At 73.8% G+C, this 25779-nt stretch carries 23 protein-coding genes, 1 tRNA gene and 4 pseudogenes; 16 read left to right on the top strand and 12 right to left on the bottom strand.

Going from position 1 to position 25779, the window contains the following annotated elements:
• Nucleotides 1-237: 237 nt before the first annotated feature.
• From WBK50_RS32345 to WBK50_RS32335, 3 genes are read left to right on the top strand one after another with little or no spacing between them, the layout of a single operon-like run.
• Nucleotides 238-750, top strand: a complete 513-nt coding sequence (locus WBK50_RS32345; protein WP_341339578.1) for a MarR family winged helix-turn-helix transcriptional regulator — start codon at nucleotides 238-240, stop codon at nucleotides 748-750.
• Nucleotides 747-3587, top strand: a complete 2841-nt coding sequence (locus WBK50_RS32340; RefSeq protein ID WP_341339172.1) for an MFS transporter — start codon at nucleotides 747-749, stop codon at nucleotides 3585-3587. Before WBK50_RS32345 ends, WBK50_RS32340 begins: the two co-directional genes overlap by 4 nt.
• Nucleotides 3584-4384, top strand: a complete 801-nt coding sequence (locus tag WBK50_RS32335; protein WP_341339171.1) for a YceI family protein — start codon at nucleotides 3584-3586, stop codon at nucleotides 4382-4384. Before WBK50_RS32340 ends, WBK50_RS32335 begins: the two co-directional genes overlap by 4 nt.
• On the opposite strand, the gene WBK50_RS32330 is transcribed toward WBK50_RS32335, so the two are convergent.
• The 5 genes and pseudogenes from WBK50_RS32330 to WBK50_RS32310 all read right to left on the bottom strand — a co-directional run bounded on the left by WBK50_RS32330 (nucleotide 4346) and on the right by WBK50_RS32310 (nucleotide 9625).
• A complete protein-coding gene (locus WBK50_RS32330; RefSeq protein WP_341339170.1) occupies nucleotides 4346-6553 on the bottom strand; it encodes an FUSC family protein in 2208 nt (735 codons plus the stop codon). The genes WBK50_RS32335 and WBK50_RS32330 overlap by 39 nt on opposite strands.
• Nucleotides 6550-6702 carry an MGMT family protein gene (locus WBK50_RS32325; protein ID WP_341339169.1) on the bottom strand — a complete coding sequence of 51 codons (153 nt, stop codon included), beginning with the start codon at nucleotides 6700-6702 and terminating at the stop codon, nucleotides 6550-6552. Before WBK50_RS32325 ends, WBK50_RS32330 begins: the two co-directional genes overlap by 4 nt.
• Nucleotides 6703-6869: 167 nt before the next feature.
• Nucleotides 6870-7094: pseudogene (locus tag WBK50_RS32320) on the bottom strand (methylated-DNA--[protein]-cysteine S-methyltransferase); the annotation flags it as partial.
• A gap of 137 nt (nucleotides 7095-7231) precedes the next feature.
• Complete coding sequence (msrA, locus tag WBK50_RS32315; RefSeq protein ID WP_341339577.1) at nucleotides 7232-7897, bottom strand: peptide-methionine (S)-S-oxide reductase MsrA; 666 nt, start codon at nucleotides 7895-7897, stop codon at nucleotides 7232-7234.
• Nucleotides 7898-7992: 95 nt separating this feature from the next.
• Nucleotides 7993-9625 (bottom strand): annotated as a pseudogene (locus WBK50_RS32310) (TM0106 family RecB-like putative nuclease).
• Between the two features lie 249 nt (nucleotides 9626-9874).
• Here WBK50_RS32310 and WBK50_RS32305 point away from each other — a divergent pair.
• The 5 genes from WBK50_RS32305 (at nucleotide 9875) to WBK50_RS32285 (ending at nucleotide 13344) form a co-directional block, all read left to right on the top strand.
• On the top strand, nucleotides 9875-10366 hold the full coding sequence (locus WBK50_RS32305; RefSeq protein WP_341339168.1) for a DUF6474 family protein: 492 nt from the start codon (nucleotides 9875-9877) through the stop codon (nucleotides 10364-10366).
• A 61-nt stretch (nucleotides 10367-10427) separates the two neighbouring features.
• On the top strand, nucleotides 10428-11006 hold the full coding sequence (locus tag WBK50_RS32300; RefSeq protein WP_341339167.1) for a hypothetical protein: 579 nt from the start codon (nucleotides 10428-10430) through the stop codon (nucleotides 11004-11006).
• Between the two features lie 48 nt (nucleotides 11007-11054).
• A complete protein-coding gene (locus WBK50_RS32295; protein ID WP_341339166.1) occupies nucleotides 11055-11795 on the top strand; it encodes a YcnI family copper-binding membrane protein in 741 nt (246 codons plus the stop codon).
• 2 nt (nucleotides 11796-11797) lie between these two features.
• On the top strand, nucleotides 11798-12373 hold the full coding sequence (locus WBK50_RS32290; RefSeq protein ID WP_341339165.1) for a copper resistance CopC family protein: 576 nt from the start codon (nucleotides 11798-11800) through the stop codon (nucleotides 12371-12373).
• Nucleotides 12370-13344, top strand: a complete 975-nt coding sequence (locus WBK50_RS32285; protein WP_341339164.1) for a copper resistance D family protein — start codon at nucleotides 12370-12372, stop codon at nucleotides 13342-13344. The genes WBK50_RS32290 and WBK50_RS32285 overlap by 4 nt, the downstream gene beginning before the upstream one ends.
• Here the strand turns inward: WBK50_RS32285 and WBK50_RS32280 are convergent.
• The 3 genes and pseudogenes from WBK50_RS32280 to WBK50_RS32270 all read right to left on the bottom strand — a co-directional run bounded on the left by WBK50_RS32280 (nucleotide 13341) and on the right by WBK50_RS32270 (nucleotide 15960).
• Nucleotides 13341-14746, bottom strand: a pseudogene (locus WBK50_RS32280) (dihydrolipoyl dehydrogenase family protein). The gene WBK50_RS32285 and the pseudogene WBK50_RS32280 overlap by 4 nt on opposite strands.
• 32 nt (nucleotides 14747-14778) lie before the next feature.
• The gene (locus tag WBK50_RS32275; protein ID WP_341339163.1) at nucleotides 14779-15438 is read right to left on the bottom strand and encodes an NAD(P)H-binding protein; all 660 of its coding nucleotides are present in this window, start codon (nucleotides 15436-15438) and stop codon (nucleotides 14779-14781) included.
• A 66-nt stretch (nucleotides 15439-15504) separates the two neighbouring features.
• Nucleotides 15505-15960 (bottom strand): DUF4442 domain-containing protein, encoded by a 456-nt coding sequence (locus WBK50_RS32270; RefSeq protein WP_341339162.1) that lies wholly within the window; start codon nucleotides 15958-15960, stop codon nucleotides 15505-15507.
• Between the two features lie 380 nt (nucleotides 15961-16340).
• Here WBK50_RS32270 and WBK50_RS32265 point away from each other — a divergent pair, with 380 nt between their 5' ends.
• Genes WBK50_RS32265 through WBK50_RS32255 form a run of 3 tightly spaced genes read left to right on the top strand, consistent with a single transcriptional unit; the run spans nucleotide 16341 to nucleotide 19200 of the window.
• On the top strand, nucleotides 16341-17369 hold the full coding sequence (locus WBK50_RS32265) for an NAD(P)-dependent alcohol dehydrogenase (protein WP_341339161.1): 1029 nt from the start codon (nucleotides 16341-16343) through the stop codon (nucleotides 17367-17369).
• A gap of 53 nt (nucleotides 17370-17422) precedes the next feature.
• Complete coding sequence (locus tag WBK50_RS32260; protein ID WP_341339160.1) at nucleotides 17423-18487, top strand: amidohydrolase family protein; 1065 nt, start codon at nucleotides 17423-17425, stop codon at nucleotides 18485-18487.
• Nucleotides 18484-19200: an iron-sulfur cluster assembly protein gene (locus WBK50_RS32255; RefSeq protein ID WP_341339159.1), complete on the top strand. Its 717-nt coding sequence runs from the start codon at nucleotides 18484-18486 to the stop codon at nucleotides 19198-19200. Before WBK50_RS32260 ends, WBK50_RS32255 begins: the two co-directional genes overlap by 4 nt.
• Before the next feature lie 44 nt (nucleotides 19201-19244).
• On the opposite strand, the gene WBK50_RS32250 is transcribed toward WBK50_RS32255, so the two are convergent.
• Nucleotides 19245-19982, bottom strand: a complete 738-nt coding sequence (locus WBK50_RS32250) for a class I SAM-dependent methyltransferase (protein WP_341339158.1) — start codon at nucleotides 19980-19982, stop codon at nucleotides 19245-19247.
• A 117-nt stretch (nucleotides 19983-20099) separates the two neighbouring features.
• A complete protein-coding gene (locus WBK50_RS32245; protein WP_341339157.1) occupies nucleotides 20100-21233 on the bottom strand; it encodes a 5-methyltetrahydropteroyltriglutamate--homocysteine S-methyltransferase in 1134 nt (377 codons plus the stop codon).
• Nucleotides 21234-21349: 116 nt separating this feature from the next.
• On the opposite strand from WBK50_RS32245, the gene WBK50_RS32240 reads away from it, so the two are divergent.
• Nucleotides 21350-22183, top strand: coding sequence for an LLM class F420-dependent oxidoreductase (locus tag WBK50_RS32240; RefSeq protein ID WP_341339156.1), 834 nt, complete (start codon nucleotides 21350-21352; stop codon nucleotides 22181-22183).
• 69 nt (nucleotides 22184-22252) lie between these two features.
• Here the strand turns inward: WBK50_RS32240 and WBK50_RS32235 are convergent, their stop codons facing one another.
• On the bottom strand, nucleotides 22253-23029 hold the full coding sequence (locus WBK50_RS32235) for an IclR family transcriptional regulator (RefSeq protein WP_341339155.1): 777 nt from the start codon (nucleotides 23027-23029) through the stop codon (nucleotides 22253-22255).
• Between the two features lie 51 nt (nucleotides 23030-23080).
• On the opposite strand from WBK50_RS32235, the gene WBK50_RS32230 reads away from it, so the two are divergent.
• Nucleotides 23081-23326 carry a DUF2630 family protein gene (locus WBK50_RS32230; protein WP_341339154.1) on the top strand — a complete coding sequence of 82 codons (246 nt, stop codon included), beginning with the start codon at nucleotides 23081-23083 and terminating at the stop codon, nucleotides 23324-23326.
• On the top strand, nucleotides 23323-23994 hold the full coding sequence (locus WBK50_RS32225) for a uridine kinase (RefSeq protein ID WP_341339153.1): 672 nt from the start codon (nucleotides 23323-23325) through the stop codon (nucleotides 23992-23994). Before WBK50_RS32230 ends, WBK50_RS32225 begins: the two co-directional genes overlap by 4 nt.
• A gap of 77 nt (nucleotides 23995-24071) precedes the next feature.
• Here the strand turns inward: WBK50_RS32225 and WBK50_RS32220 are convergent.
• Nucleotides 24072-24154: transfer RNA gene (locus WBK50_RS32220), tRNA-Leu, on the bottom strand.
• A gap of 357 nt (nucleotides 24155-24511) precedes the next feature.
• Here WBK50_RS32220 and WBK50_RS35530 point away from each other — a divergent pair.
• Together WBK50_RS35530 and WBK50_RS32215 are read left to right on the top strand one after the other, a co-directional pair.
• Nucleotides 24512-24775: pseudogene (locus WBK50_RS35530) on the top strand (DUF3662 domain-containing protein); the annotation flags it as partial.
• A 126-nt stretch (nucleotides 24776-24901) separates the two neighbouring features.
• The gene (locus WBK50_RS32215; RefSeq protein ID WP_445942417.1) at nucleotides 24902-25771 is read left to right on the top strand and encodes an FHA domain-containing protein; all 870 of its coding nucleotides are present in this window, start codon (nucleotides 24902-24904) and stop codon (nucleotides 25769-25771) included.
• The last annotated feature ends 8 nt before the right edge of the window (nucleotides 25772-25779 follow it).

The following is a 25779-nucleotide window of genomic DNA, read 5'->3' as shown; positions in this document are numbered from 1 at the left end:
CCCGGATTCGTGCGCCGCCACGGCACGAGTGTCACGAAGGGAACGCCACCCCACCACCGTGGGCGCGGCCCCGTCGCCCGATCGTCACCGGCGGGACACACGGGGGCCGGGGCACCCGAACGCGGTGGTGGGCATCACCGCACCCGGCCCGTTCTCGGGTTGCCCGAAGCGACGGCACAGGTGCATGGTTGAGCCCAGCAACTGCTTGCGTGATACACGCAAAGCGAGGGTAAAGAGATCATCAGGAGCTGCCATGGCGAGTGGGACCCCGGCGCTGACCGCGCCGCCGCCCGGTCCGGGCGAGGAGGACCTCGCGCTCGCGGATCGCGTCGCCCGCGCGCTGATCATGCTGATCCGCCTCGTCAAGCGGGGGGCGCGCATCGCGCGGAGGCCGAGCTGGAGAGTGCGGCGTTCCCCGTGCTCGCCCACCTCGCCGTCGACGGCCCGCAGCGCTCCGGCGAGATCGCCGCGGCGATGTGCGCGGACCCGTCCACGATCAGCCGGCAGGTCGCGGGCCTGGTCAAGGCGGGGCTCGTCGAGCGGCGGGCCGATCCGGGCGACGGGCGCGCCACGCTGCTCGCCACCACCACCGACGGCACCCGGATCCTCGACCTCGAACGCCGCCGCCGCGCGGAGCAGCTCGCCACCGCGCTCTCCGGGTGGACCCCGGAACACCGCGCGCAGCTGGCCGAGCTCCTGAGCCGCTTCGTCAACGATCTGCAAGTCCACGAGCAGGGGGGAACCCGATGACCACCGCCGCCGCCGTTCCACGGCCGGCCCCGGAGACGGACCGGGGAGGTGAGCTCTCGCACAAGCAGATCGTCACGATCCTCGTGGGGCTCGCCCTCGGCATGTTCCTGGCCGCTCTCGACCAGACCGTCGTGTCCACGGCCATCCGCACCATCGCCGACGACCTCGGCGGACTGAGCCAGCAGGCCTGGGCCACCACGGCGTTCCTGATCACCGGCACGATCTCCACGCCGCTGTACGGGAAGCTCTCGGACATCTACGGCCGCAAGCCGCTCTTCCTCTTCGCGATCTCGATCTTCCTCGTCGGATCGGTCCTGTGCACGTTCGCGACGTCGATGTACATGCTCGCGGCGTTCCGCGCCGTGCAGGGACTCGGCGCCGGCGGCCTGTTCGCCCTGGCCCTGACGATCCTCGGCGACATCGTGCCGCCGCGGGAGCGGGCCCGGTACCAGGGCTACATCCTCGCGGTGTTCGGCACGTCGAGCGTGCTCGGGCCGGTCATCGGCGGCCTGCTGTCCGGCCAGGCCACCATCGCCGGCATCGACGGCTGGCGCTGGATCTTCCTGGTGAACGTGCCGATCGGCGCGGTGGCGCTGGTCGTCGTCGCCAAGGTGCTGAACGTGCCGCACACCCCGCGCAGGGCGCGCATCGACTGGCCGGGGGCCGTCGCGCTCGCCATCGGGCTCGTGCCGCTGCTGATCGTCGCCGAGCAGGGCCGCGAATGGGGCTGGGACTCCGGACGCTCGATCACCTGCTATGTCGTCGGCGCGGTCGGCCTGGTCCTGTTCATCCTGGCCGAGCGCTTCTACGGCGACGACGCACTGCTCCCGCTGCGGCTGTTCCGCAACGGCGTGTTCAGCCTGTCCAGCGTCGCCGGCGTCGTCATCGGAATGGGGATGTTCGGCGGCATCGCGCTGCTGCCGCAGTTCCTGCAGATCGTGCACGGGGCCAGCCCGACCGAGTCCGGGTTCCTGATGCTGCCGCTGGTCGGCGGGATCATGGTCGCGTCGATCGTCTCCGGCCAGATCACCTCGCGCACCGGCAAGTACAAGATCTTCCCGATCGTCGGCACCCTGTTCATGGTCGGCGCGATGCTGCTGATGCACTTCCTGGTCGACGTGGACATCCCGCTCTGGGAGCTCGACCTCTACATGGCGCTGTTCGGCCTCGGCCTCGGGCTGTGCATGCAGACGCTCGTGCTGGCCGTGCAGAACGCCGTCCCCGCCCGGGACATGGGCGTCGCGACCGCGTCGTCCACGTTCTTCCGCCAGATGGGCGGCACCCTGGGCACCGCGATCTTCCTGTCGATCCTGTTCAGCACGGTCGGTGACAAGATCTCCGGCGCCTTCCGGACGGCCTCCACGACCGGGTTCGACGGCGCGCTGACCGATCCCGCCGTCACCTCGAACCCGGCCAACGCGCAGATCCTCGGTGCACTGCAGAGCGGCGACGCGAGCGCGACCGGCGTGCTGAACGACTCGTCGTTCCTGGAGCGGATCGACGCGCGGCTCGCGCGCCCCTTCCTCGTCGGGTTCACCGAGTCGATGACGCTGACCTTCCTGATCGTCGCGTGCGTGCTCGCCGTGGCGTTCGTCCTGGTCCTGTTCATCAAGGAGCTCCCGTTGCGCACCATGTCCGGTGCCCAGGCCCGGCTGGCCGAGGAGGCCGAGCAGCCCGAGCCGCCGGCGACCGTCGGCGCCGCGGTCGAGGCCCTGCAGCAGCACCGCGTGCCCGCGCCGGCCGGGGCGGCCGTGGGCGGGGGCGGTGCCCCTCCGGGGGCGTCGGCCTACGGGCACCCGCCGGCCGGGTCGGCGAACGGCACCGCGCACGGCGACGAATGGAACGGCAACGGAACGAGAGGACGGCACGCCATGTCCGCGGGACTCAACGGCGACGGATCCCCGCAGGCGCCCCACGTGGCCGGGCAGACCGGCCCGGTCGGCACGCGCCCCTTCGAGGACCCGTCGGCCGCCACCGGCCCGATCCCCGTGGTGTCCGCGGCGGCGCACAACGGCGGGTTCCACGGCGGTGAGGGCCCGGCCGTGTCCGGAATCGTGCACCGCGCGGACGGCACCGGCCTCGCCGACGCCGTCGTCACCCTGACGGACCCGGCGGGCCGCCAGGAGGGTCGCACGACCACGGACCGGGAGGGCAACTACCGGATCGCGGTGTCGACGGGCGGGACCTACCTCGTCGTCGCCACCTCCGGCACGTTCCAGCCCTACGCCGCGATGGTCGCCGTCGCGGACCGCCCGGTCCGCCACGACGTCCCGCTCGCCGGCACCAGCGGCGTGCGTGGCACGATCCGGGACGCCGACGGCACGCCCGTCGGGCCGGCCCTGCTCACCCTGATCGACGCGCGCGGCGACGTCGCGGCCACCGGGTCACCGGACGCGACCGGCCGCTACACGCTGGCCGGGGTGCCCGAGGGCCGCTACACGCTCACGGTCACCGGTCCGGCGTTCCAGCCGGTCGCGCAGTCGGTCGAGCTGAGCAGCGGGACGACGATCGACCGGGACGTCGTGCTGCCGCGCCGCGCCCGGCTCGTCGGGACGGTCGTCGCGGCCAGCGACGGACGCGGGGTCGGCGAGGCGCTCGCCACCCTGATCGACGCGCGCGGAACGGTCGTCGCGTCCACGGTCACCGCCCCGGACGGCAGCTTCGCGTTCGAGGACCTGCAGGGCGGGGCCTACACGCTCACGGCGAGCGGTTACGCGCCGGTCGCGAGCATCGTCACGGTGGGAGCCGGCGAGGTGACCTCCGTGGACGTCGAGTTCCCGGCGCCGAACGCGGCGGGCGCACCGGACCAGACGGGAATAGCAGGAGGAGTGAGATGAGTGAGCTTTCGGGGCGTCTGACGACTCCCGACGGTTGGCCGGTGACCGGGGGTACGCTGACCGCGGTCGACGCGACCGGGGTGCAGCAGGGCCGGGCGTCCAGCCGGGAGGACGGCGGGTTCGTCCTCGACGGGCTGGCCGGCGGGTCGTACACGGTGATCGCGGCGGCGGCGGGCCACGAGCCCGCCGCTCGGACGATCGCACTGGTCGAGGGCCGGGCCACTTCGCTCGGCGTGCTGGAACTGCCCAAGGTCGGCGGCGACGTGCTGCCGGCCCCGGGCACCTGGCAGATCGACCCCCAGCACTCCAGCATCCAGGCCACGGCCCTGCACCTGGGGCTGAGCCGGATCCACGGGCGGCTGCGCAAGTTCGCCGGCCAGATCCAGGTCGCGGACCCGCTGGAGAACAGCTCGGTCGAGGTCGTGATCGATCCGGCGTCCGTGGACTCGGACGACGAGACGCGGGACGCGCACCTGCGCACCGCGGACTTCCTGGACACGGGCGTGTACCCGGAGATCGCGTACAAGAGCGACGGGCTCGTCCGGATCGACGCGCGGCACTGGCGGCTCGACGGCGTGCTCACCCTCAAGGGCGTGAGCGCTGCGGTCCCGCTGGACGTCACCTACCGCGGGACCGGCCCGGATCTCTGGGGCGGGACCCGCGCGGCGTTCTCGGCGACCACCGAGATCTCCCGGGACGACTTCGCGATCAGCTGGAACCAGTCCGTGCTGGCCGGCGTCCTGGCCATCGGCCGGACCCTACGGATCGACATCGACATCCAGGCCGTGCTGGGCTGACCGCTCGCCGGCCCCGGCCGAGATCCGCGCCAGGTCGTCGGCGAGCCAGCTCAGCCAGCCCCACAGGTCGATCACCCGGAGCATCGCCTCCGGGTGGTCGACCTGGTCGCACTTCTCGGCGGCGACGCGGACCCACTCCGGCAGCCCGGGCCCCGGATCGGGCCCGGGGTCCGGCAGCTCGTCGACCGCCAGCGCGGACGCCACCCTCCGGTACCGCTCGGCCGTCACGTGTCCCGCGGCCCGCATCCCGGCCGTGACCACCGGCCAGGGCAGCGGGTCGGCGTCGGCGAACCGGCGGCGCAGGGCGGCCGATCCCCGGTACAGCCGGTGTGCGGCGCCGAGCACGGCGAGCCAGTCCACCGGATCGTCGCGGCGTGGATGGGGCTCCGAGCGGTACTGGGCGTAGCTCGCGTCGAAGAGCACCAGCAGGCGGTACTCCTCCACCCCTCTCGGCGAGTCGTGCTCCCGGGCCCGCGGCCGGCCCGTCAGGAGGTCGGCGGTGCGCTCGATCCCGTCCGCCCCGACCGTGAGGCAACGCGCCGCGGCGCGGCGGACCTCCCGGCGCCCGCCGCTGGGCCACACCGCGACCCCGATCAGGACGCCGACGATCCCGCCGACCGCCACGTCGAGTATCCGGACCCCGGCGAGCGACCAGCCCGCCGGGGAGAGCTGCGCGAACAGCACCGACACCAGGATCGTGAACAGGCCCTGGCCGACGGCGGGCCCGAGCAGCGGCCCGCCGGCCAGCGCCGCCACCAGCAGCAGCGGGAAGACGATCGCGTAGACGACGGTTTCCGGCCCGGCCGCGGCGAGCAGCCCGGCCGCGACGACGGCGCCTGCGAGCGTCCCGGCGAAGGCCGGAACCAGTGCGGCCCGGGTCGCCGTCACCGAGGTGCGCATCAGGCTGAGCGTCGCGAGCAGCACCCAGAACCCGTTCTGCAACTCGAGCCCGCCGGCCACCCACCGCGCCACCGCCAGCCCGATCGCGAGCCGGGCCGCGTTCTGCAGGTACACCGAGCGGAGCGTGAGATGCGTCGCCAGGCGCCGGCGCCAGAGGCTCCACCCGGAGGCGCAGACGTACCAGAACGGGCCGTCCGGTCCGGTGTCCGCCGCGGCCTCGGGCGGCGGGGGCGCGCCCACGGCGGCCCGGGTGGCGAGCACCAGGGTGCGCTCGGCGTGCAGCGCCTCGAGGGCCGCGACCCGCAGCGGCGCGTCCGGCAGCAGTTCCGCGACCCCGCCGGGGGCGGTCAGCCGGCGGAGCCGGGCGGCGGCGTCCCGGGCGATCGCCCGGTCCACGGGACGCAGATCCGGAGGCGGGCCGACGCCGCCGAGCGCGGCGCAGACGTCGAGCAGCGAGCGGCGCACGGCGGCCAGGGCGACGACGACATCGGCCGGCAGCGTGGGCGGCGTCCCCGCGGTGTCCGCGATGGCGAGGATCCGGCCGTGGACGGCCCGCAGCGCGTCCGCGGCATGGGTGAGCCCGCGGTCCCTCCTTCCGGGGCCCGCCGGGCGCTCCCCGAGCGGCAGGGCACTGAGCCGGAGCCGCTCGATCCGGCCCTGCGCCTCGGCGCGCCGCTCGGGCAGCCGGTCGTCGCCGGTCAGGAGCGCGTCGAGGTGGTCCCCGACCGCCGCGGCCGCCTCGCGCAGCCGGTGCGCGAACCCGGGCGGCCCGGGGTCGGTGAGGACCCAGCGGTCCGCCAGGGTCAGGGCGAGCACGCCGAGGGTCAGCCCGAGCAGCCGCTGCGGCAGCGTGTCCGGGGCGTAGGGCGGGAAGCACGGCAGGATGAAGAACAGGTGCACCCCGTTCGCGACGCCGGTGAAGCGCGGTCCGCCCACCCCGGCGAACGCGACCAGGAAGCCGACGACGAGCATCCCGAGGACCGCGGCCGCTGTGCTCGCCGCGACGAGGGTCCCGATCGTCACCAGCACCAGGCCGACGCCGAGGCAGCCGAGCAACGTCCTCGTCCGGTGCCGCGGCGGCCCCGACACGTCGGAGAGCGCGCCGAGCGCGACGACGCCGAACACCGCGTAGACGGCGAAGACGGTGTCGTCGAGGACGTACCGGCCGAGGTAGAACACGACGCACGCCGCGAGGGCGACCCGGACGGCCCGGCGTAGCACCGCGAACCCGGGATCCCGCGTCCGCACCGCCTCGAGCAGCGCGATCATCCCAGGTCGAGGTCGAACGCCGGGGTCAGGACGCCCTCGAGTGCGAGCAGCCACTCCTTCGTCGGGCGGCCCCCGCCGAAGCCGCCCGGCCCGTCCGCGGCGGTGACCCGGTGGCACGGCACGACGACCGGCAGCGGGTTCGAGCCCATGATCGACCCGACGCCGCGGGCGGCGGTGTAGCCGTGCCCGGCGTACGCGCCGGAGCAGCTCCGCGCAGCTCGGCGTAGGTGGTGGTGGAGCCGTACCCGACGTGCGCGAACAGGGTCTGCAGCACGGTGCGCGGGGTGCCCGCGGTGAGCCGCCAGTCCAGCGGCAGGTCGAACCTCCGGCGCTCGCCCGCGAGGTACTCGAGCACCTGGGTGCGGGCGGGTTCGGTGCCCGCGGGGTCCTCGACGGCCTCGGTGCCGAGCCTGGTGGCCGCGGCCGTCGCCGCGTCGGGACGGTCGCCGAACGCGACACGGCAGAGCCCCGCGTCGCTCACGACGAGGGTGAGCGCGCCGACCGGCCTCGGCGCGGGGACCGTGCACCAGTGGACCGCCACGCCGCCATCATGCTCCGCACCCGCGCTCACGCCCAGGTCCGCGCGCTCACGCCGATGCCGACGTGCTCACGCACCGGTCACGTCATGTGCGCGGGACCGCCAACGTGCGTCGGCGGGCGGGCAGGTCGGGCGTCGGGTCAGGCCTCGGGGCTGGCGACGCCCGTGCCGATCGGGCAGCTCACGCCCGTGCCGCCGGCGCCGCAGTAGCCGTTCGGCACCTTCGCCAGGTACTGCTGGTGGTAGTCCTCGGCGTAGTAGAACTGCGTCAGCGGGGCGACCTCCGTGGTGATCTCCCCGCGGCCGGCCGCGCGCAGCGCCTCGCCGTAGACCTTCGCGGTGGACTCGGCGAGCTCGCGCTGGGCGTCGTCCACGTAGTAGAGCGCGGAGCGGTACGTCGTGCCGACGTCGTTGCCCTGGCGCATCCCCTGCGTGGGGTCGTGGTTCTCCCAGAACACCTTCAGCAGCTGTTCGTAGCTGACCCGGGCCGGGTCGAACTTCACGAGGACGACCTCGGCGTGCCCGGTCAGGTTGGTGCAGGTCTCCTCGTAGGTGGGGTTCTCGGTGTAGCCGCCCGCGTAGCCGACGGCCGTCGAGTACACCCCGTCGGTCTGCCAGAACTTCCGCTCGGCGCCCCAGAAGCAGCCCATGCCGAACACCGCCGTCGACAGCCCCTCCGGGAAGGGCGGCACCAGGCGGTTGCCGTTCACGAAGTGCGTCTCCGGCACCGCGAGCGGGGCGGACCGCCCGGGAAGCGCGTCCTCGGCGGCGACCATCGACGTCTTGTCACGTCCGAACCCGAACATCCCCATACCCCCGAGGTTACGCGCCGGTCCGGAGGGCTACCGGTCGGTCGGTTCCGGCGCCGCCGAGGCGCGCCCAGAGGCCGACGCGCGCGGGCTCAGAGCTCGGACGCGAGCGGGACGTCGTCGATCGACGGGGAGCACATCCAGTGCCGCAGCGCGTGCGTGGCGTGCACGTCGTCCGCGTTGTACTCCAGCAGCCGCATCCGCTGCGCCGGGTCCGGCTCCTCGCCGTCCATCCCCACGGCGTCCCGGTACCAGCGCATCGAGTTCTCCCCGCCGGCCTCGGGGTCCCGCCAGGCGAAGCCCGCGACGGGCGCGACCTTCTTGAGGCCCTTCCCCTGCGCGCACAGGAACCAGTCGTTGACGACGGCGAACAGGTCCACCCACGAGTCCGCGGCGATGAACTCCTCGACCTCCGCGATCGGCGGGATCCCCGGCCGCCCGGCGAAGCGCCGCGCGGAGCCCAGCAGCCACCGGTTCTCGGCCTGCTCGTTGTAGCAGTACGCGGCGAACGTGCGACCGGTCTCCGCGGCCCGCGCCCGCACCCGGGACAGCCATGTCCAGAACTCGGCGAAGGAGCGCGCCTCGTCCTCGGTGGGCACCGGTTCCCAGGTGGCGAACGAGCGGTAGCCCTCGGGCCCCAGCACGTCGTCCCCCTCGCGGACCCCGCCCGGCAACGTCAGCAGCGCACCCCAGAGGTACGCCCCCGACTCCCCGAAGCTCTCCATGTCCACGTCCACCTCGACGTCCGCGCGCCGGACGGGCACCCGCGGCACCCGGCGCACGACCGCGAGCCCGCGGCCCCACCCCCGGGCCAGGGCGACCGTGTCCGCGAACGCCATGCCGGGCAGCACCACCGGCGGCTCGCCCGTGGGGTCCAGCGCGGCGAGCTCGTCGACCGTCCGGATGCCCGCCTCGCGCAGCGCGACGGCCGTCTCCCCCGCACGACGAGGCTGACGTCCCGGGCCTGCGAGAGCACGGTCTCGCAGGTGGGCCACCACGGGCAGCTGCGGCACTCCAGCACCCGAGACGGCGCGGCCAGCGCGGGGCCGCCCTCGGCGGCGGCCCGGGCGACGGCCTCCCGGTCGACGAACCGGGCGTCGTACTCGTCCATCGTGCTGCGCAGGCCCGGCCAGTGCCCGGCCCGCAGGTCGTGCCACACGACGACGTCCGCGTCCAGGCCGACGACGCCGCCGACGTCGCTTCCCTGCACGTCAGCGGCCGGCGCCCAGCCCGCGGCCTGCAGCATCCGGACGAGATGGGCGAGGCGCAGCAGGTCCCGCGGCTGCGACCGGACCTTGCGCGCCGGGTCCGGCGCGGCGAGGGCGGGCCACGGCTCCCGCAACGGCGTGGTGAACGCACCGGAACCGGGATCGGTGACCCGGTGCCGGACGACGATGACCGGGGCGTATCCCCCGCCCGGGACCCGGACGAGCAGTTCCGCGGCGCCGCGACGACCCGCCGGGTCCTGCGGCAGCGCGCCGTTGCCGATGACCGGGACACCGGCCTCGACGACTCCGCGGTGGCCGCGATCCGCGAGGCGCGGTCCCCCTCGGGCACCGAGTGCCAGCCCTCGCCGAGCGCACCCGCCAGCTCGGCGGCGATCCGGGCGCGGTGCTCGGCGGCGTCCGCGCGGCGCTGCTCGAGGGCGGGGTCCGGCAGGGCCCGCGGCTCGGAGGCCGCCTGCGGGTCGTTGTCCAGATGGATGCGGCGACGGCAACGCGTCATCGCCGAGGCGTCCAGGAAGACCGCCCGGCCCTCGGCCCGGTACGGCCGGGGGTCACCCCGCCCGGAGATCGTCGCCGTCACACGCATGAGGGTAGAGACCGCCACCGACAACCTCCGCGCCTGCCACCACCTCCCCCGCCCCCTAAGCTGCCTGCGATCACCGAGAACGGTCCCGCCGACCGTTCCCGGCAGGCCGGCACGACGGACCAGGAGGACGGCAGCACATGGGACTGCGGAAGAAGAAGTCCGGTGCGGCCGAGGGCCTCGCGGAGGTCGCGCAGACCTCCCAGGACGTCGGCAGGGCCGTCCGGAAGGCCTACCCCGGCCCGCGCCAAGCGGATGATCGGGGTCGGCAAGGCCGTCGCACCCCTGCTGGTGCCCTACGCCATCGCCGGGGCGGGCGTCGCGCGCGAGCGCTGGGACCTGCACAAGGCCCGCCGGCTCGGCGTGCCGCCGGACCAGCTGGGCCGCTACACCGGCCGCGGCGGGACGCTGCACGCCCGCATCTCGCGGATCGCCGAGGCGCTCGACGAGCTGGAGTCGGGCCAGGACGTCCGGGCCACCGGCGCCGCCCGCCGGTTCGCGCAGGACACCCGGCCGCGGCTGGCGGACCTCGCCGTCGCGATCCGGGCGGCCGAGCAGATGCCCGGTGCCCGCCGCCGGACCGCGTTCCGGGCCGTGTCCGGCGAGCTGGACCGCGTCGAGATCGAACTGCTGGATCACCTCGGCATCCGGGGGTAGGCGGCCACCCCTTCGGGTTAGGGGGTTCCTCCGGATCCCCCACCGGCTACCGTCTGGGGTCATGCGACCCCGGAGCTCCTCGTCCGGGGCCGGCCCCTGGGCCGGCCCGGTGATGCGGGGCGCCGTGCTGGCGTCGCTCGGTACGTTCCTGGCGGCGCTGGGCCACCTCGCGGGCGGCGGCACCCTCCCCGATCTGGGAATGCTCGTCGTCCTCGGCCCGCTCCTGGCACTGGCCACGGTCGGGCTCGCGGAGCGGACGCGCGGCCCGGTGGGCCTGCTGCTCGTCCTCGGCGGCGGCCAGTTCGCGTTGCACGAGCTGCTCGTCGTCCTCGGCCACGATCACCCGGAAGCCGCCGGCCCGTCCGGCCCGTCGATGCTGGTCATGCACGCCGTCGCGACCCTGGTGACGGCCGCGCTCCTCCGGGACGTCGACGTCCTGCTGGGCCTGCTTCTCGCGGGTCTGCGCCGGGCGCTGCCGCGCCGGCTCGCCCCACCCGCCGTCGACGTCCCGCCGGTCACGCTGCCGGTCCCGGCCGCCGGCGTCGTCGGGCACACGGCCCGGGCCGTCACGTCCGCCCTGCTCCGCCGTGGGCCTCCGGTCCGGATCCGTCCTCGGATCCCTCTCATCCCTCCCGCGTGACGCCGGTGTCCCCGGCGTGCGCGGACGTCACCCGGAGACACCTCAGAAATGATCAAGAATCTCGGCCGCGGCGCGGCCGTCGCCACCGTGGCCGGGGGCCTGCTGCTCGTCGGCGCCGCCCCCGCCCTCGCCCACGTCACCGCCCAGCCGGGCACCGCCACCCAGGGCGGGTACACCGTCATCAGCCTGCGCGTGCCCAACGAGTCGGACACCGCCGGCACCGTGAAGCTGCAGGTCACCTTCCCCGCGGACCATCCGGTCGGCTCGGCACGGACCACCCCTCAGCCCGGCTGGACGGCCGAGGTCGTGACGAACCCGCTGCCGAAGCCGATCCAGCGCGGCGAGTCCACGGTCACCAAGGCCGTCAGCACCGTCACCTTCACCGCGCAGCCCGGCACGAAGATCGGTCCGGGGCAGTTCGTGGACTTCCCGATCTCGGTCGGCCCGCTGCCGGACGACACGACCACCCTCGTCCTGCCCGCCATCCAGACCTACGACGACGGCAAGGTCGTCGCCTGGGACCAGACGGCCGCGCCGGGCGCGGCGGAGCCGGAGCACCCGGCGCCCACCGTCACCCTGACCCCGGCCGCCGCGGACGGCGGCCACGGGCACGCCACGGACGCCACCCCCGCGAGCAGCGGCGACGCGGACACGACCGCCCGCTGGCTGGGCGGTGGCGGCCTGCTGCTCGGCGCGCTCGGCCTCGGGCTCGGCGGCGGCGCAGCTATGCGCAACCGCCGCTCGACCACCACCGGCCCGACCACCACCACGACGGGAGGCCGGGAGTGAGCATGCGCACGACCCTGCGCGGCGCGGCTGTCGGCCTCGTCGCGGCCCTGGCGCTCCTGCTCGGCGCCTCCCCGGCGTTCGCGCACGCGGAGTTCGAGAGCAGTGACCCGGCGGACGGGGCCAGCCTGGCCACCGGCCCGTCGAGGGTCTCGGTCACCTTCAGCGACACCATGCAGCAGGGCTTCAACGAGCTCACGGTGATCGGCCCGGACGGGAAGACGCACTACGAGAACGGCGAGGTCCTCGCCGACGGGGACACCGTGAGCGTCGCGGTGAACCCGCTCGGGCCCGCCGGCCGCTACCAGGTCGGCTACCGCGTTCTCTCCGACGACGGGCACCCGGTCAGCGGGAGCATCGCCTTCACCCTGACCGCGCCCGGACCGGCGGCCGCCCAGCCCGCGTCGAGCGCGGTGGCGGCCGCCCCGGCTCCGGCCGAGGCTTCGCCGGCGCCCGTGGCCCAGCAGAACAACGGCTCCGGGGGCTCCCCCGTCTGGCCGTGGATCGTCGGTGCGGTGGTGCTGGTGGCCGCCGGCGTCGTCGTGGCCATGCGGCTCGGCCGCGGGGGTTCCGAGGGATGACCCGCTCGACCACGAGGCCCGCTGCCGTCGACCGGCTCGCGCCGGTCGTGTGGGCGGGCCTCGCGGTCGCCGCGGCGCTCGTCGCCGCCTTCGCCGTCGGCTCGCTCACCGGCTCGATCGAGGTCGGCGCCCTGGCGAGCCGATCGGCCATGGAGACCGCGGCCGTGGCCTGCGTGGGCCTGAGCCTGACCGGGATCCTGGTGCCGACGGCCGGCCGGTACGCCCGCGACGGCGGCGCGGTGGTCCGCCGGGCGGACCAGGCGATGCTGCCCGTCGCCGGGTTCTGGCTGGTCACGGCGCTGATCTCGATCCTCTTCCGGGCCGCGGACGGCTATGGCCGCCCCGTCGGATCGCTCGGCGCCGACGACGTCACGCTGTGGGCGACCCGTCTCGCCGCAGGCCGCGGGCTGGTGCTCACCGTGCTCTGCGCCGCCGCGGTGTTCGGCTGCGTGGTCGTCCGGCTACGGAGGCCGGACGCGGTGCCCCCGCGCGTCCTGCTCGTCGTCGCGCTGCTGGGAACGCTGACCCCGGCCGTCACCGGGCACACCGGCTCCTCGCCGGACCACCAGCTCGCCGTCGTGATGGTGGCGCTGCACGTGGGTGCGGCGGCGCTGTGGGTCGGCGGGCTCGGCGCGACGCTCGTGCTCGTCGCGCGCCACGGCCTCCTGCTCGAGCGCGCGTTGCCCCGCTTCTCCCGCATCGCGACCGCCGCGCTGGTCATGCTGACGATCACCGGCCTGGTGAACGCGTTCCTCCGGCTCCCGAGCCTCGGCGACCTGCTGAGCAGTGGCTACGGCCGGCTCCTGGTGGCCAAGACGCTCTGCCTGGCGCTCCTCGCCGCGCTCGGCGGGCTGGCCCGCCGGCGCCTCCGCAGCGGCACCCTCCCGGTGCTGAGGTGGGCCGGGCTGGAGGTCGCGCTGATGGCGGTGACGATCGGTCTCGCCGCGGCGCTGAGCCAGACCGCTCCCTAGGCCGGACCGCTCCGGTGATCACCCGCCCGGTACGCCTCGAGCAGCCGCAACCACACCTCGCTGATGGTCGGGAACGCCGGCACCGCATGCCACAACCGGTTCAGCGGCACCTCGCCCACGATCGCGATCGTCGCGGAGTGCAGCAGCTCGGCGACGTCCTGGCCGACGAACGTCATGCCGATGACGAGCTCCCGCGTCCCGTCGACGACCATCACCGCCGTGCCCGAGTAGCCGTCCGCGTGCAGCGACGAGCCGGCCACCGCGATGTCGATCTCCACGGTGCGGACGTCGACGACTCCCCCGGCGCGGGCCTGCTCGGCCGTCCGCCCGACGTGGGCGACCTCGGGATCGGTGAACACCACCTGCGGGACGGCGACGCGGTCCGCCGTGGCGGCGTGCTCGCCCCACGGGCCCTCGGCGACGGGCCTCCCGCCGGCCCGGGCGGCGAGGGCGGCGGCCACGATCCGGGCCTCGTACTTGCCCATGTGCGTGAGCGGGACCTTGCCCGCGACGTCACCGGCCGCGTAGAGCCACTCGCCGTCGACGCCCCGGACCAGACCGGAGTCGTCCGTGGTCAGGGCATCGCCGGGCTTCAGCCCGACGGTGTCCACGCCGACGTCCGTGCTGTTGGGCCTGCGCCCGGTGGCGACGAGCAGTTCGTCGACCTCGATCGTCTCCTCGCCGAGGGTCAGGGCGATCGCGTCCCCGGCCTTCGCGACGGCGTCGAGCCCCTGGTCCAGCCGGACGTCGATGCCGTCGGAGCGGAACGCCTCGGCGACCCGCTCCCCGGCCGTCGGCTCGTAGGAGGCGAGCAGCCGGTCCCCGCGCACCATGATCGTCACCTGGGAGCCGAGCCGGGCGAACGCCTGCGCCATCTCGGCCCCGACCACCCCGCCGCCGAGCACGCCGAGCCGGCGCGGGACCTCCTTGGCCCCGGTCGCGTCCCGTGATCCCCAGGTCCGGACGGTGTCGATGCCGGGGATCGGCGGCGTGACCGGCGTGCTCCCGGTCGCGACGACGACGGCGTGGCGCGCCGTCAGCGTCCGCGTGCCGTCCCCGGTGTCGACGGCGACGGCCTTTCCCCCGCGAGCCGGCCCCAGCCCCGGACCAGGGTGATCCCCGCTCCGCCGAGCCACTCGGCCTGGCCGGAGTCGTCGTAGTCGTGCACGAACCGGTCCCGGCGGGCGAGCACCGCCGACGGGTCGAAATCCGCCCTCACCCCGGGCAGCCGGCGCGCGGCGGCGACGGCGTTGGGGGTGCGGAGCAGCGCCTTCGACGGGATGCAGGCCCAGAACGAGCACTCGCCGCCGACCAGCGCGGACTCGACGACCGCGGTCGAGAGTCCGGCCCGGTGGGCGTAGTCGGCGACGTTCTCCCCGGCGGGTCCGGCGCCGAGGACCACGACGTCGAACTCCTGGCGGGCGTCGGCGGAGCTCACGGCCGCAGCCTCGCGACCGCCTCGTGGATCTCCTGGTCCCCGTCGTGCAGTTCGAGGACCATCCCGGCGGTGTACGGGGTGTCGAGCAGGCACGCGAGGACGGCCGCGGTGTCGTCCCGGCTGATCTCGCCCTTCTCGACCGGCGGCGGCGCGAGGAGCACCCGTCCGGTGCCCGGGGCGTCGGTGAGCAGGCCGGGCCGCAGGATCGTCCAGGCCAGATCGGTGGCGCGGATCGCCTCCTCGGCAGCCTTCTTCGCCCTGAGGTAGGCGGCCCAGACGTCGCCGCGGTCGGCGGACGGCTCGGCGTCGACCCCGGTGGAGGACACCAGCAGGTAGCGGCCCGCCCCGGCCTGCGCCGCGGCGTCCGCGAGCAGCTCGGCGGCGGCCCGGTCCACGGTGTCCTTGCGCGCCGCGCCGCTGTTCGGGCCCGCGCCCGCGGCGAACACCACCGAGTTCGCGCCCTCGAGGTGCGGCGCAAGATCCTCGGCGCCGGCGAACTCCAGGTCCAGCACGACGCACGTGGCACCGGTGGCCTCGACGTCCTCGCGGTGGTCCGGGTTGCGCACCACGCCCACCACCTCGTCGCCACGGCCGGCCAGCAGCGTGGCGAGCCGCAGCGCGATCTTCCCGTGTCCTCCGGCGATGACAGTTCGCATTGGCGCGACGCTAGCGACGATCGCCGGGGGACGCCTCGTCCTACCCGGGGTATTTCCGGCGAAACCTCACCCTCGGTGGGGACGCAACGTCCAGACCACCCGCATCCGGGTCGTCTCCCTGCCCTCGCCGTCGGTCAGGACCACCCCGACTGTGAACTCCGGCCGCACCCCGGCGTCGAGCTCGGCCAGCACCTCCGCCGCCGGGCGCTCCAGCACCGCCTCGGCCGTGATCGGGCCCTTCGCCAGCCGCACGTACCCGATGTCCGACCGGACGACGAGCGGCGTCGCCCGGTCCATCGTGGATCCGAACGCGGCCAGACCGACGGCCCCCGAGGCCGTCTCCCCGAGGCCGAAGAGGACGGCCGCGTGCGGGCCGCCGACGTGGTTGCGCTGCTCCGGCCGGTCCGGGAGGGTCGCCACGGCGCTCTCGGTGGTGATCGCGCCGAACTGGATCCCCGCCGTCGTCACCCAGGGCACGGAGGCCGCCATCGCCTCGGCCACCCAGCTCGCGTCGTCTGCCATGGCCGCGATGTTACTCACGAGTAGCTATTGCTCCGCGATGTTTCACGTGAAACCTCGGCTCACCCGTCGGACCGGAACCTGTCCGGAGGCCAGGGCGTCGCAGGATGAGACACCTCGGGCGGCGAGCGCGAGATCCGCAGGTCTTCACCCGTTCCCGCAGCTCAGCGCCCGTTTCACCGGCGTGGGAGATCGGCTTCCGACTCCCCCGCACCTCAGTTCGGTGACTGATATGCCCGTTTTCTCGCTCACCGGAATCAGCGGCCTTGTGAGCCATGCCAGCCCGGATTGTGATCAGCGTGACCGGGAGCACACCCGTCCCGAGCTTCCAAGACAGTGCCGAGCGAGAAGAAGACAGTGCCGAGCGAGAAGGAGGTGCGGACGTGAGAGCCGTCCGGGTGCACGAGTACCACTCCGATCCGACGATCGACGACATCCCCGAACCCACCCTGCAGGGCCCGCTGGACGTCATCGTGAAGGTCGGGGGCGCGGGCGTGTGCCGCACCGACCTGCACATCATCAACGGTGACTGGGCCGAGGCCATGAATCCCGAGCTGCCCTACGTGATCGGCCACGAGAACGCGGGCTGGGTCGAGGCCATCGGCGAGGGCGTCTCCAACGTCGCCGTCGGGGACACCGTGATCCTGCACCCGCAGCCCAGCTGCGGGCTCTGCCTCGCCTGCCGCGCGGGCCGGGACATGCAGTGCGAGAACGCGTTCTTCCCGGGCCTGTCCAACAACGACGGCGGCATGGCCGAGTACCTGCGCACCACCGCCCGGGCCTGCGTGAAGCTCGACCCGAACACCAATCCCGCCGACGTCGCCGCCCTGGCGGACGCGGGCATCACCGCCTACCACGCGGTGCGCAAGGCCGTCCCGCATCTCTACCCGGGCACCACCGCGGTGGTGCAGGGCGCCGGCGGCCTCGGCCACATCGGCATCCAGTCCCTCGCCGCGATCACCGGCACCCGGATCATCGTCGTCGACAAGAACCCGGACGCGCTGGACCTGGCCAAGCAGATCGGGGCCGACGAGACCGTCGAGGCCGACGGGACGCACGTCGAGGCAGTCCTGGACCTGACGAACGGCAAGGGTGCCGAGGTCGTCTTCGACTTCGTCGCCGAGCAGGGCGCCGAGCTCGACGCCTGGAAGATGACCGCGCCGGCGGGCTACCAGTACGTCATCGGCTACGGCGGCGAGTTCCGCGCGCCGACGCTGGACTTCGTGGCCGGCGAGAAGAACGTGATCGGCAACATCGTCGGCACCTACAACGACCTCGCCGAGCTGATGGTCCTGGCCCAGGCCGGGAAGGTCACGCTGCACACGAAGCAGTACCCGCTCGATGCCGCGCTCGACGCGCTGCACGACCTCGACGCCGGCCGCGTCCGCGGCCGCGCGATCCTCGTTCCCTGATCTCGTCGCACGTCCCTGACCAGCACTGGCGCTGAACGGAAGGACACCACCACATGTACGAGAAAGACGGAGAGAAGTACTTCATCGTCGACTCCCACAGCCATTTCTGGGATGCGTCGAAGGAGAACTGGGTCGAGGGCAAGGAGCAGTTCGCCAAGGGCTGGATCGACTGCTTCTACGGCTACCACCAGCTGGGCCCGCCCGAGACGCACTGGGACTGGGAGCACTACCTCAAGGTCAGCCCCGAGGACTTCGACCGGGACATGTTCCAGGAGGGCCACGTCGACTACGCGATCTTCCAGTCGACGTACCTGAAGGAGTGGTACAAGGACGGCTTCAACACCGTCGACCAGAACGCGCAGCTCCTCGAGAAGTGGGGTGACCGGCTGATCGTCAACGGCCGCTTCGACCCGCGTGAGGGCGACGCCGGGCTCAAGCAGCTCGAGGCCGACTGCGCGAAGTACCACCACAAGGGCGTGAAGCTCTACACCGCGGAGTGGAACGGCGACTCGCGCGGCTACAAGCTCACCGACCCCGAGGCGTACCACTTCCTGCAGGCCGCGCAGGAGCTCGGGGTCAAGAACATCCACGTGCACAAGGGCCCCACGATCTGGCCGCTGGACAAGGACGCGTTCGACGTCGCGGACGTCGACCACGCCGCGACGGACTTCCAGGACCTCAACTTCATCGTCGAGCACGTGGGGCTGCCGCGCATCGAGGACTTCTGCTTCATGGCGGTGCAGGAGCCCAACGTCTACGCGGGGTTGTCGGTCGTGGTCGGCGGCCTGATGCACGCCCGCCCGAAGTTCTTCGCCAAGGTCATGGGCGAGCTGCTGTTCTGGGTCGGCGAGGACAAGATGACCTTCGGCAGCGACTACAACATCTGGGTGCCGAAGTGGCAGGTCGAGGGCCTGGTCGACTGGCAGATGCCGGACGACGACGCCTTCACCGACTACCCGCGGCTCACCACGGCGTCGAAGAAGAAGATCCTCGGCCTCAACGCCGCCAAGCTCTACGACATCCCGGTGCCGGCGGAGTGCCAGCTGCCCACCTCGGCGGACGAGGCGATGCAGCCGGGCGAGGAGCTCGTGGAGGACAAGGCGGGAGCCCGGGCGTGACAGGTCTGCCTGCCCCCGAGAAGTCGAGGCAGTGGCAGGCCGTGTGGAAGGCCTTGGAGACGGTGCTCGACCCGGAGCTGGACGAGCCCATCACGGACCTCGACTTCGTCGAGTCGTGCACCGTCTCCCCCGACGGGGACGTCGCCGTCGGGTTGCGGCTGCCCACGTTCTTCTGCGCGCCCAACTTCTCGTTCCTGATGGTCGCGGACGCCTACGACGCGGTGTCCGCGGTCCCCGGGGTCCGGCACGCGACGGTCACCCTGGCCGATCACCACGCGTCCGACGAGATCAACGGCGGGGTCGCGGCCCACGCGGGCTTCGTCGGGTCGTTCGGCGGGGAGGCGACGGCGGAGCTCGACGAGCTGCGGCGCACGTTCCTCACCAAGGCGGCGATGGCCGGTCAGGACCGGGTCGCGCGGCCGCTGGTGGACGCCGGGGTGTTCCCGGAGAAGCTGGCGGAGCTCACGCTCGGCGAGGTGCCTCCGTCGGAGGAGCTGACCCGCCTCCGCGAGCGTCGCCGCTGGCTCGGCCTGCCCTGCGACGACGACGCCCCGCTGCTGCTGCACCTCGACGGCAGCCGGGTGACGACGGAGCAGGTCCCGCTGCACCTGCGCCGCGCGCGGCTGCAGCGGGTCGGGATCGAGACCAACGGCGAGTACTGCAAGTCCCTGTTGCAGACCCGCTACTCGGCGGCGGCGGCAGGACGCAGCTGACGCTGCCTGTGCGCGGAAATCGTTGCCAGGGCGACGGTTTCCGCTCACGACCCCTCCGGGCGCGCCTGCAGCACCCGGAACAGGTTGTTCAGCCGGTAGCCGCCGGTCTCCGTGCGGAAGCGCGCGAGGCCGGCGGCTGCCGTCTTCCGCACGACCGCGGGTCCGGCACGGCCCGCGGCGTAGCGGCCGATGTCGGACAGCAGCAACGGGCCCAGCAGCGCGTCCTCGTCCGGGTAGTCGAACGCGCAGGTCACCTCGTCGAGGGCGACGACGTCCAGTCCTGCCAGGCCGGCGATCTTGCGGAACCGGTCCGGCTCGGTCAGCGGCGGCGGCCCGCCCGGCGTGCGCCGGCCGTCGCGGGGCGGCAGGAACGCGGCGAGGGAGTCCCCGAAGGCCCGGACGTCGCACTCCTCCTCGCGGCCCCAGACGGTCGCGACGATCCGTCCTCCCGGCACGGCCACCCGGGCGGCCTCGCGCAGGACCTTCAGCGGGTTCGTGACGTGGGCGAGGACCTGGATGCAGGCGACGACGTCGAACGACCCGTCCGGGAAGCCCGGCTGGTGCGCGTCGCCGACCCGGAACTCCGCGCGCGGCACCGCAGCGGTGGCCGCGACGACGGCCCGCCGGTCCTCGTCGATCCCGGTGACGTGCAGGCCCCGGTCCAGCGCGAACGCCGCGAAGGCGCCCGGCCCGCAGCCGACGTCGAGCACGGACGCGCCCGCCGGGACGCCGTCGAGCGCGCGCCTGTACAGCGGAACCCCCCAGCCTGCGGGTCCCTCCATGGGCACCTCCGGTGCTCGTGCGCGGGAACGTCGCCTCAGCGAACGCCGCAATCCTGCGCTGCCGCGCTCGTGCGCGGAAACCGTCGCGGGAACAACGTTGTTCGCGCACAGGGGGCGTCAGCCCCAGACGTCCTGCGCCACGTCGACGATCAGCCGCAGCTTCGCGATCTCCTCGTCCAGGGTGAGGGAGTTGCCCTCGACCGTGGAGGAGAAGCCGCACTGCGGGGAGAGGCAGAGCTGCTCCAGCGGCACGTACTTCGCGGCCTCGTCGATCCGGCGCTTGAGGGCGTCCGCGTCCTCCAGCCTGCCGTTCTTCGTCGTCACCAGCCCGAGGACGACCTGCTTGCCCGGCGGGACGAAGCGCAGCGGGGCGAACCCGCCGGAGCGCTCGTCGTCGAACTCGCAGAAGAAGCCGTCCACGGCGAGCTCGCCGAAGAGCGCCTCGGCGACGAAGTCGTAGCCGCCCTCGGCCGCCCAGGAGGAGCGGAAGTTCCCGCGGCACATGTGCGTGGTCACGAACAGGTCCGACGGCCGGTCCGCGATCGCCGCGTTGATCTGCCGGATGTAGCGCAGGTGCTGGTGCTCGGCGTCGTCCGGGCGGGCAGGGTCACTACGCAGGGCCATCTCGGCGCGCTGGGCCGGGTCGTTGAGGTACGCGAGGCTGGTGTCGTCGAGCTGGAGGTAGCGGCAGCCGAGCTCCGCGAGGGCCCGCACCTCGTCCGCGTAGGCGGCGGAGAGGTCGTTCCAGAACTCCTCGACGTCCGGGTACACGCCACGGTCGATCGCCGCGGTCCCGCCCCGGTAGTGGACCATGCTCGGCGACGGGATCGTCAGCTTCGGGACCGCCGTGGTGGTCTGCTCGGCGAGGAACCGGAACGCGTCGGCGAAGATCGGCTCGCGCAGCCGGACCTTCTCGGAGATCGCCAGGCCGGCCGAGGTGAACGCGCCCTCGCCCTCGGCGTTGATCATCCGGACCCGGATCTGCTCGTCCGTCTTCGTGATCCCGCCGAGCTGGTAGATGAAGTCCATGTGCCACGACGTGCGGCGGAACTCGCCGTCCGTGGCGGCCTGCAGCCCGATCTCCTCCTGCAGCGCGACGACGTCGCGGATCGCGGCGTCCTCCGCCTCGCGGAGCCCGTCGGCGTCCAGCCGGCCCTCGGCGTGCGCGGCGCGGGCGTCGAGGAGGGACTCGGGGCGGAGCAGGGAGCCGACGTGGTCGGCGCGGAAGGGGGGTTCGGTGCGGGGCGCCATGGGCCGAACCTATCGCCGGATCCGCCTCCGCGCCCGGTTCCCGACGAAGATCGACCGAAACGCCGGGAACGGCCGGACCGTGTGATCGCGGCGCCCCGGATGGCAAGGTGCAGATCATGGAATTCGGCGTCGTCACCTTCCTGACCGACTACGGGATCGCCCCCCTCGAGCTGGGCCGCGCGGTCGAGCAGCGGGGCTTCGGCTCGCTGTTCCTCACCGAGCACACCCACATCCCGACGAGCCGGAGATCCCCCTGGCCCGGGGGTGCGGAGCTGCCGCGCAAGTACTGGCACACGTACGACCCGTTCGTCGCCCTGGGCGCGATCGCCGCGGTGACCGAGCGGATCGCGCTGGGCACCGGGGTCTCACTGATCAACCAGCACCACCCGATCACGCTGGCCAAGGCGGTGGCGAGCGTCGACCGCCTCTCCGGCGGCCGGTTCGAGCTCGGCGTCGGGCCCGGGTGGAACGTCGAGGAGATGGCGAACCACGGCGCGAACCCGGGGCGGCGGACGGCGGAGATGCTCGAGCGCCTCGAGGCGATGCGGCTGATCTGGACGCAGGACGAGCCGGAGTTCCACGGCGAGTTCGTGGACTTCGACCCGATCTGGTCCTGGCCCAAGCCCCTGCGCGTGCCGCCGGTGCTGATCGGCGGCGGCGGGCCGACCGTCCTGGACCGTGTGCTCTCCCACGGCGACGGCTGGATCCCGCTGCGGATCCCGCTCTCCGGCCTCGACGAGTTCGGCCGCCGGATCGCCGAGCTGCGGGAACGCGCGGCGAAGATCGACAAGCCGGTGACCGTGACGGTCTACGGCGCGGCCCCGAAGCCGGCGGCGCTCGAGTCCTACGCGGCCGCCGGCGTCGACCGCGTCCTGTTCGAGCTGCAGGACCACGAGGGCGCGAAGGAGACGCTCACCGAGCTCGACGCCCTCGCCGAGCTCGCCCGCTGACCCGGCCCTTCGCGTGCCCGCGCCCGCGCCGGAACGTGGGCGTGGGCACGCCGACCCGTGCGTGAGCAGTCAGGTGGCGATCGCCGTGCCGGCGCGGCCCGCCCGGTCCGCCGCCTCCCGGACGGCGTGTTCGAGCTCCCAGCGCCGCGCGCCGAACTCGGCCCGCGTGATCGACACCCCGATCGCCCCCGCCGGCACGCCGCCCGGCCCGCGCACGGCCACCGCGATCCCCGCGACACCCCGGTGGAACTCCTCCACCTCCACCGCCGCCCCCGCGGTGCGCACCCGCAGGAGCTCACGGTCCAGCGCCCGCCGGTCCGCCACCGTGCGCGGGGTGAGCGGGGCCAGCCCGCGCTGACCCAGGACGTCCGCCAGTGCGGCCGGGGCGAGGCCCGCGAGCACCGCCTTGCCCAGGGCCGTCGCGTGTGCGGGCGCGGGCTCGCCGACGCGCAGGTCCACCGCCCCCGGGTGGTCGGCGCACCGGTCGATGTCCGCCACCACCACGTCGACGTCGCGCAGAACGGCCAGGTAGGCGGCGGCACCGACGCCGGAGTGCAGGTCCGCGAGAACGGCGCGGACGGCCGCCGACGGGCGGACCTGCGCGGTGAGGCTGCGGTGCAGCTCCGCGACCCGGTAGCCGAGCCCGTAGCCCCGCACCGCGTGCAGCCGCACGAGGTACCCCTCCTCGACGAGCGTGCCGAGCGCCCGGTACGCCGTCGGGAGCGGGCAGCCGAGGCGGCGCGCGATGGCCTTCGCCGTGACCCCGTCCCCCGCCGCGGCGACGGCCTCGATCACCCGCAGGGCGCGCAGGACCGAGCCACCGGTCCCGCCGTCGTCGCCCGTCACCGGACTAGTTTTGGGTACTCGTCACCGGAGCGGCAAGCAGTGGAGGACGGCATGGCGGACGACCGGGACATTCGGCACCACATCAGCGAGCTGGTCGAGGAGGAGCACCGGCTCGAGCGCGCCCACATCGGCAAGCCCCTCTCGGAGGAGGAGCAGGCCCGGCTCCAGCGGATCAGCGTCGAGCTGGACCGCCTCTGGGACCTGCTCCGGCAGCGGGACGCCCGCCGCGCGGCCGGCGAGGACCCCGACGCGGCGCAGGAGCGGGACCCGGCCGTTGTGGAGAACTACCGGCAGTGAGCCCGGCCCGATCCGCGAACGGAGCCCGACCCGCAGACGGGACCCGGCCCGGCGCGATCCGCCCCGTCTCCCCCGAGGTGCTGGCCGAGCACGTCACAGCGCTGGTCACCGCGCGCCCGGGCCGGGTCCGGCTGGTGGTCGACGGCGCCCCGCCCACGGGGCCGGACCGGCTGGCGGCGGCCGTCGTCGAGGCGCTGCGGCCGGCGGGGCGGGCAGCGCTGCACGTCCGGGCGGCGGACTTCCTGCGGCCCGCGTCCGTGCGGCTCGAGTACGGGCACCAGGACGAGGAGATGTTCCTCGACGGCTGGCTCGACGAGGGGGCGCTACGCCGCGAGGTCCTCGATCCCGCCGCCCCGGACGGCGCCGGCCGGGTGCTCCCCCGGCTCTGGGACGCCGAGCGGGACCGCGCCTACCGCGAGGAATACCGCGACCTGGGCCCGTCCGGGGTGGTCGTGCTGTCGGGTTCGCTGCTCCTGGGCCGCGGCCTGCCCGTCGACATCTCGGTGCACCTGCGCATGGGAGGCGCCCAACTGCACCGCCGGACGCATCCGGACGACCTCTGGACGCTTCCCGTGTTCGAGCGGTACGAGCGCGAACGGGACCCGGGGGGCGCCGCGGACGTCCTCGTGATGGCCGATCACCCGGACCGACCCGCGGTGCGCGGGTGAGACCGGACATGAAGAAAGGGCCCCGCGGCTGCGGGGCCTTCGATCATCGGGAGACGGTGTCCCGTCGAGAGGAACTGTGGGCGAGGAGGGAGTTGAACCCTCACGTCCTTTCGGACACACGGACCTGAACCGTGCGCGTCTGCCATTCCGCCACTCGCCCTGGCGAGAGAAAAGCTAGCACGGGGTCGTTCCGGGGCCCTGCACGGGGGGTCCCACGCGTCGGCCGGGACCCCTGACCCGGGCGGCAGGAACGATCTTCACCGTGATCACCCGCGTCGACCGGCAGTGCTGTGCCCGCCGTCACATCACTCCGCGAACCGGACCCCGAGTCCGGACCGAGACGAGCTCGTGACCTGCACCTCACCGGTTTTCACCCCCCTGTCACCATGAGCCCCCGGTCGGGCGTCACCACCCGGCGGGCTAGCACAGATACGATCGTGCCTGCCGGTAACACGCCGATGCGAACGGAGGAAGGTCGTTGGGCCGCGTCGATCGTTTCGAACGCCGTCTCCAGGGGATGGTGGGCGACGCCTTCGCGCGGGTCTTCGGAGGCAGTGTCGTTCCCCAGGAAGTCGCACAGGCACTGCTCAGGGAAGCCGAGGATCACATCGAGCCGCTCGCGGGAGGGCGCCTGCTGGCACCCAACCGGTATGTCGTGCAGCTCAGCCCCAGCGATCTCGATCGCATGGCCGGCGACGTGGAGGGTTCGGCGGCGGTCGTCGAGTCGTTGTCCTCCCACGTCGCCGAACAACTCGCCGACCAGGGATGGGACACCTACGGCGAGGTCGTAGTCTTCCTGGAGCGCTCCGAGGCGCTGCACACGGGACAGTTCCGCACCCGCTCGTCCGTGGACCCCGACGCTTCCCGCCGGACCGCCGTTCGAGCTCGCAACGCAGGAGAAGCACCCATGAGCCAGCAACCGGGCCACCCCGAGGAGAACGGGCAGTACGGCTACGACCGTGGCGCCCCCGGCGGATACGGCCAGCAGACCTACGCACCTCCGGCGGGCGACCGCCGGGAGGGGCAGGGTCAGCAGTACGACCAGCAGGGCAACGCCTACGGCGCGCAGCAGGGTGGCGCCTACGGCCAGCAGGGGTACGACCAGCAGGGCGGGTACGGTCAGCAGGGTGGCTACGGCGCCCAGCAGGGCGGCGCCTACGGAGACCAGCAGTACGGCGGCCAGCAGGGCTACCAGCAGGGTGGCTACCAGCAGCCCGGTTACGGCCAGCCCGGGTACGAGCAGGGCTACGACGGCGGGCAGCAGGGCGGTTACGGCGGCCAGGGCTACGCCGGTCAGCCCGGGTACGGCGGCCAGCAGCCGGGCTACGGCGGCCAGCAGTACGACCAGGGCTACGACGGCGGGTACGGCCAGCAGTACGACCAGGGCTACGACGGCGGGTACGGCCAGCAGGGTTACGCCGGCGCGCAGCAGGGCGGGTACGCCGGCGGGCAGCAGCAGGGCTGGGGCGGCGCGGGCTACGGTCAGGCGCTGCAGGCGTCGATCACCCTCGACGACGGCTCCGGCCGCAGCTACCAGCTGACCGAGGGCACCCACGTCGTCGGCCGCGGCCAGGACTCGAACTTCCGGCTCCCGGACACCGGCGTCTCGCGCCGGCACCTGGAGATCAGCTGGGACGGGCAGGCCGCGACGCTGTCGGACCTGGGCTCCACGAACGGCACCACCGTGAACGGCAACCCGGTGCAGCAGTGGCAGCTCAACGACGGTGACGTGATCCGGGTCGGGCACTCGAGCCTGGTCTTCCGGGCCCAGGCCTGAGCGCCGCC

Source organism: Pseudonocardia sp. T1-2H, assembly GCF_038039215.1.
Lineage (GTDB): Bacteria > Actinomycetota > Actinomycetes > Mycobacteriales > Pseudonocardiaceae > Pseudonocardia.
Note: the sequence above shows the minus strand (reverse complement) of the source record. Positions and strands in the feature narration are given on the sequence as shown.